5 protein-coding genes and 1 pseudogene are annotated in these 6,347 nt (G+C 70.4%); 3 read left to right on the top strand and 3 right to left on the bottom strand.

The features are described 5' to 3' along the window. Positions 1 to 213, bottom strand: a pseudogene (locus tag G6R24_RS05645) (hypothetical protein); the annotation flags it as partial. 301 nt (positions 214 to 514) lie between these two features. Here G6R24_RS05645 and G6R24_RS05640 point away from each other — a divergent pair. Together G6R24_RS05640 and G6R24_RS05635 are read left to right on the top strand one after the other, a co-directional pair. Beyond that, positions 515 to 1,828 carry an NsdA family TPR-like regulatory protein gene (locus G6R24_RS05640; RefSeq protein ID WP_225438155.1) on the top strand — a complete coding sequence of 438 codons (1,314 nt, stop codon included), beginning with the start codon at positions 515 to 517 and terminating at the stop codon, positions 1,826 to 1,828. Further along, complete coding sequence (locus tag G6R24_RS05635; protein WP_163548108.1) at positions 1,825 to 2,391, top strand: GNAT family N-acetyltransferase; 567 nt, start codon at positions 1,825 to 1,827, stop codon at positions 2,389 to 2,391. The genes G6R24_RS05640 and G6R24_RS05635 overlap by 4 nt, the downstream gene beginning before the upstream one ends. 250 nt (positions 2,392 to 2,641) lie before the next feature. Here G6R24_RS05635 and G6R24_RS05630 read toward each other — a convergent pair whose 3' ends face one another. Further along, on the bottom strand, positions 2,642 to 3,841 hold the full coding sequence (locus tag G6R24_RS05630; protein WP_391530110.1) for a glycosyltransferase family 2 protein: 1,200 nt from the start codon (positions 3,839 to 3,841) through the stop codon (positions 2,642 to 2,644). Between the two features lie 498 nt (positions 3,842 to 4,339). Here G6R24_RS05630 and G6R24_RS05625 point away from each other — a divergent pair, with 498 nt between their 5' ends. After that, entirely contained in the window at positions 4,340 to 5,176 is an 837-nt protein-coding gene (locus G6R24_RS05625) for a helix-turn-helix transcriptional regulator (RefSeq protein WP_163548107.1), read from the top strand. A 64-nt stretch (positions 5,177 to 5,240) separates the two neighbouring features. On the opposite strand, the gene G6R24_RS05620 is transcribed toward G6R24_RS05625, so the two are convergent. Next, positions 5,241 to 6,314 carry a TerC family protein gene (locus tag G6R24_RS05620; RefSeq protein ID WP_163548106.1) on the bottom strand — a complete coding sequence of 358 codons (1,074 nt, stop codon included), beginning with the start codon at positions 6,312 to 6,314 and terminating at the stop codon, positions 5,241 to 5,243. Positions 6,315 to 6,347: the final 33 nt, after the last annotated feature.

Below are 6,347 nucleotides of genomic sequence, written 5' to 3'. Positions count from 1 at the left end.
CCCATCGGCGTCGAGGTCAAACTCGGCGATCAACGGATATCCCGTGAACGTCGCCCAGCACTCGGGGTAGGTCAGGGTACTCGTGCGCAGCCGGTCGAACAGGGGGTGCGCCTCGATCGAGTCGAGGATGACCGCGGCCCGCTCACCGGCAGTGTGCGGGCTGGGCAGGTCGACTGTGACGGTCGACGTTGGACCTGCGTTCTCGTGGTTCATCGGATGCCTCCAGCGACGTGGGTTGTGGCCGAACAGGTGCGGGAGCCGGTGTGAGGGGTGGCGGTGGGGAGAGGCTGCCGGTGTTGGGCTTGGGCCTCTCCCACCCCGGGTCGCGAAGGACCCGAATGCGGCGGGCGCCGGCACTGGGGGCGTGGCCGGCGTGTTTCCCGCCGTGCACGACTCATGACACAGCGCGTGACAGGTCCCGGTAAGGGTGCGATCGTCGTGCCCAGGGGTGGGCCGTGATGTCCCACCCGTCGTGTTCCGCTGGCCGAGGGGAACCGCTGTGCACGCTGACCCTGTGGACGACCTCCGCCAGCGCCTCGCCGCCCGGTTCCGCGAACTGCAACGGGCCCACGGCCTGTCCGGTAAGCAGATCGAGGCCCGCACCCACTACGACCGCAAGAACGTCTCCGCCGTGCGCAACAGCGGCCGGCTTCCCGCCCGCCACGTCCTGGCCGCCTACGACACGCTGTTCGGCTGCGGCAGCGAACTCACCGACCTCGGCGACCGGATCCGCGCCGCAGACCAGGCCGAACGCCTACGCGGCCTGTCCGCCCGCGCCGCCGGCCCCAACACCCCCACCCCACCCGAAGCGGAGGCCGCCGGGGCGGACCGGCGGGAGTTCGTCGAGCTCGGTGCGCTCACCATCGCCGCGGGGCTGGCCGGGGAGGTGTCCCGCCGAGTCGCCTCGGCCGACCCGGACCCACTCACCCTCGACGAACTCGACGAACGCCTCGACCAGATCGGCGCCAGCTACACCAGCACCCCCCACGCCGCGTTGACACCGCTGATCGTCGGCGGCTGGCGCGACGCCGAACGCCTCCTCGAGCGCCGACTGTCCGCCCGGGTCCGCACCCGGGTCACCACCATGGCCGGCCTGTTCGCGTTCTACGGCGGCCGGCTCGCGTTCAACCTCGGCGACGACACCGCCGCCCGCCGCTTCGCCTCCCTGGCCGAGTTGTACTCCCGCGACGTCGACGACCCCCTGCTCTCCGGCTCGGTCGCCACCCTGAAGACCTCGATCGCCTACTACACCGGCCGCCACGCCGCCGCCGCCGACATCGCCGGACAAGCCCGCGCCGGCGCCCACCCCTACCTCCGCGCCCGCCTCGCCGCCTACGAAGCACGCGCCCGCGCCGCCGCCGGCCAACACGACCAAGCCCGCCAGGCCCTACGCGACATGCAGGACACGGTGTGGCTCGGCGAGCCGATGGTCGGCACCGAAACGTTCGGCGAAGAACTCATCCACTGCTTCCTCGCCGTCGTCTCCGGCCGGCTCGGCGACGGCGAACACGCCGAACCCCACGCCCACCGCTCCCTCGCGATCCTCCAGACCACCGGCGGCGGCTACGAGGACATCGGCGGCACCTACAACGCCCTCGCCCAAGCCTTCCTCCGCCGCACCCACCCAGACCCCGAACAGGCCGCCGACGCCGCCTCCCGCGCCCTGGCCGTGCTCGACGGCCGGCCCACCCGCACCGTCATCCAACGATCCGGGCAGATCTGGCAGGAACTCGGCGCACGCTGGGAAAACCAACGCGCCGTCCTCGACCTCGGCGAACAACTCCAAGCCCACCGGCGCGCCCTCCCCGCAGGAAGCAGCAGCGCATGACCCTCGACCACGGCCAGCCCGACCCCCACGGCGTCCCGACCCTGCTCACACCACGACTGGTGTTACGCGGCTGGCAGGCCAGCGACGTCCCCGACTACTTCGCCATCGTGTCCGCACCCGGCATGGACGACCACACCCCCCAGCCCAAAACCGAAGCCGCCGCCTGGTCCCAGACCGCCTTCCAGATCGGACACTGGGCCCTACGCGGCTACGGCATGTGGGCCGTCGAAGACCGAACCACCGGACAGCTCCTCGGCCGGGCAGGGCTGTACGAGGCGCTCGGCTGGCCCGGCTGCGAAGTCGCCTGGACCATCCGCCGCGAACGCTGGGGCCAGGGCCTCGCCACCGAAGCAGGACGCGCCGCCATCGAGTTCGCCTTCGACGAGCTCAACCGCGATGACCTGATCTCCATCATGACCGCCGACCACACCGCCTCCATCAAAGTCGCCACCCGGCTCAGCCTCACCTACGACCACACCGAGACGATCCAGGGCGGTGAGTACTCGATCTACACAATCGACCAGGCACAGTGGCAGGCATCGGCCGACGGCGAGCCGGCCTGAACCATGGATCATGTTCCCTGGCAGGGTTTTCCCGCACATCGGCAGACAGCGAGCCGGCAAGTAGTGTCCGGCCGCATGCAGATGGTCATGATCGCAGGGGCCGGAAGCGGCGGAAACGGCGACGTGGTCAGGGGCGGACCGGACTCCCCATGACCGGCAGCTCAGACGGTGATGCGCCTACGGTGCCCGCCGATCCGCGCGGTGCCGAGCCAGGAGGCGAGGCGGGCCATGTCTGGCCGGGGCCGTCCGCTCAGCCGCGTGGCGTCCGGCGCAGGAGCGCCTCAAGGTCCGGACCGGCGCCTCGGATCGGGTCGGTCACCCGCGCCGGAGCGGGTATCGCCGGGATGGATCGAGGCGGCGGCGTGACCACGGCGGGCACGGGGCTGATCGCGGCTTCCAACCCGGCCTCGTCGGGCTGCTCGTCGGGCTGGTGGTGGGGGCGCGGGAGGTGACCGAGGCGCAGCCGGGTCTCCGCCGGGATCGCCTGCCAGCGGGACGTGACGGCGGGTTCCCAGGATGGTCGGGCCAGGCCACCCAGCAGACCGACCAGCATGCGGGCCGCGCGGCGGGCGTCGTGCGGCCGGCCGGTGGCGATCTTGCGCGCGGTGAGCAGGCCCAGCTGCGCGGCGTGCACGGCGGGCCAGCTGCGACCGATCGTGACGCGGTGGCGACGGGCGTACACGGCCGCGGCGCGACCGAGTTCGGTGTGCAACATCGGTGAGCGTCCGACGGTCTCGCCGCCGACATGCACCACTGGCCATTCGTCGTCGGCCCAGGCGATCCGACCGCCGCTGGCATACAGCCGGGCGAACAGATCGGTTTCCTCGTAGTACATCCAGAAGGACGGATCGAATCCGCCGAGCTCGAGGAAGGTCTGCGTCCGGATCGCGAAGAACGCCCCGACCGGATAGCGCAGATGCGGCCAGCGGGCGACGGCCGCGACCTCGCCACGAACGGTGGTGAACGCGTTGGTCCGTGGCGTCGGGAGCACCGCCCGCGAACGTCCCGGCGGGCCGTCGGGGGTGTCGAGAAACGGAAAGCCCACCGCGTCGACCGACGGTGGATACCAGGCCAGCAGTTCGGGCAGCACGGCTGCGGTCCGGGCCGGTATCGTCACGTCGCTGTTGACCACCAGCACCCATTCGGGCGCACCGTCCCCAGCCGAGCCGGCCGGCCGCGCACCCAGGCCCTCCCCGGCTTCCAGCCTCTCCCCCGCCCCCGCGGCCTCCGCGAGGACGTGGCGGACGGCGATGTTGACAGCGGTGCCGTAACCGACGTTGCCCTGCCCCTCCACGATGCGCACGCCGTCCGGAACCGCGGTCTGGTCGAGTGGACCGTTCTCCACCAGGACGACTCGGCCACCCTTGATGGAGAGCAGACTCGTGAGCAGTTCGTACAGATGGGACGAGCCGCCGTGGGACACGACAACCGAGCACAGACTGTGCATCATCCGCCTTCATAGAAAGAAAAAGTGCCGGGGCACTGATCGCCACCAGAATAGCGACGCCCTGGAGATGTTCCATGTTGCGCGCACGGCGAGTCGCGCCCCATTCTGCGCCATGCCTGAAAAAGGTGGATTAAAGCCGCAGCAGCCGCCTGGACAACATCCGGTTCAGATTGGACTTGGCAGACCACTAAATACCAGTGAACGGCCCACGAAAGCAACTTCGAAACTGGCGACAGCGGCCGGTCTCCCACCACGGCCGGACGCCCTGGACACATCCGCGGACTCCGTACGGACAAGAATCACACACGTCACGGTACTCCCCGGCGCGCCGCCGCTCGCCCAGCCAGGCGGGACGACCTCGCCGCACGCGTCGAGTCCGTCGTCCGTCGTCCGTCGTCCGTCCATCGTCGATCCGTCGGGTCGACCGGGACGGGGCGAGGAGATCGCAGGAGTCCTGCCGTTTCGCCACCACCCAGGACACCATCCTGTCAACGTAAGAACATGCCGCACCCAGATCGACTGACCGCAATCGTCGAGGAGTTGCGCCGGGCCGGACCCGCCGGGCGCACCGCAGCCAGCCTGGCAGCCCGGCTGGATGTGAGTGTCCGCACCATTCGGCGAGACCTGTTGGACCTGCAGAAGGCGGGCGTCTCGGTAGGCGGGGTGTCGGGACCGGGCGGGGGTTACGTGCTCGCCCAGCATGCGACGGTGCCTCCTGTCACCTTCACCCAGGGCCAGGCGGGTGCCGCCGCCGTGGCGCTGGCCGTCGGCGGCGGGCCGTTCACCCGCGACGGCGCGGCGGCGTTGGAGAAGCTGCTCGACAGCCTGCCACCGGCACAACAGCAGCAGGTCGCCGAGCGGGCAGCCGGCTCGGCCACCGGTTCACCGGTACTGATGCGCACCCCGCTGGCCGTCACGGTCGAGGAGGCGCTGCGCACCGGACAGGTCCTCCTCATCGACTACCAGGATGCCGCCGGTAGCCGGACCGTGGGCCGGCCGATCGAGCCGGCCATGGTGGCGCTGACCGGCGGCCAGTGGTACCTGCTGGCCTGGTGCCTCGAGCGGCGGGGACCGCGCTGGTTTCGCTGGGACCGCATCTCCCGGGCGGTGAACACCGGCCGTCCGGTCCAGGAACGCGACCCGTTCGCCTACTTCACCGCGCCACCACCGAGCGTCCGACGGCCACGATCGCCGCAGCCCGGCAACAGTGCCGGCGCCGCTGCCGGCGTCGGCGTCGGCGTCGGCCAGGGTGAGCCGCCGGCCGGCACCGTGGAATCGATCAGAGCGGTCAGCCGAGACGGTTCGGCCAGCCCGGCCGGCTCGGTCGCGCCGACCTGACCGGGCAGGGTCCATCACCCGCGAACCCTGCCCGGGACGGCGGTGCCTACCGGACCCGCCCCACCTACCGGACCCGCCCCACCTGCTGGCCATGATCCGCGCCGGCGCCGCGCTCCTCGGCCGCCCGCGCGTCGGCGTCGGGATCAGCCGTGTCGGGATCGGCCGCACCGAGGGTGGCGGTGTCCCGGGTAGCGACCTCGGGATGGGTCTCGTCCGGGTCGGCGTCCCGCGCCGGGGGCTCGGTGCGTAGGGACCACACCACCGAGGCCGTCAGAACGACGGCGATGAAGCCGAGGGACAGCGCGATCGGCATGTGCCACACGTCCGTGAGCAGCATCTTGATACCGATGAAGGCGAGGATCACGGCCAGCCCCGTCGCCAGCTTGTGGAAGCGTTCCATCAGGCCGGACAGCAGGAAGAACAGCGATCGCAGGCCCAGGATGGCCAGCGCGTTGGCGGTGTAGACGAGAAAGATCTGGTCGGTGACGCCCAGCGCCGCCGGGACCGAGTCGAACGCGAACAGGACGTCGGCGGTCTCGACCACCACGAGGACGGCGAGCAGCGGAGTGGCGACCAGCCGGCCCGCGCGGCGCAGCACGAAGCGCTGGCCGTGGTACTCGTCGGTGACGGGCATGATCCGCCGCAGCAGACGGGTCGCCCGGCTGTTACCAGGGTCCATGTCCACGCCGTCGTCACGCACCATCCGGACCGCGGTGTAGATCAGGAAGGCGCCGAAGAGATAGATGACGAAGCTGAACCGCTCGAGGACCGCGATGCCGGCCGCGATGAACAGAAATCTCAGTACCAGCGCGCCGAGAACTCCGTAGAACAGCACCCGGTGCTGGTAGGCGCGAGGCACCTTGAAATACGAGAAGATCAGCGCGAAGACGAACAGGTTGTCGACGGAAAGGCTCTTCTCGAGCAGGTAGGCAGCGGTGTACTCACCGGCCGCGCCCGGTCCATAACAGGCCCAGATCACCCCGGCGAACCCGAGGCCCAGGGACACCCACAGCACGCTCCACCAAGCGGCTTCCTTGAAGGCGATGACGTGGGCACGACGGTGTGCCAGCAGGTCGATGGCAAGCAGAGCGAGCAGACCACCCATGAAGGCGAGCCAGGCCCATAGCGGGACGTGCACGGATGTGTCTCCAGTTCCGGAAAAATGGCATAG

It is taken from the genome of Candidatus Frankia nodulisporulans (assembly GCF_902806475.1).
GTDB lineage: Bacteria > Actinomycetota > Actinomycetes > Frankiales > Frankiaceae > Frankia > Frankia umida.
This window is presented reverse-complemented; position numbering and strand designations above follow the sequence as displayed.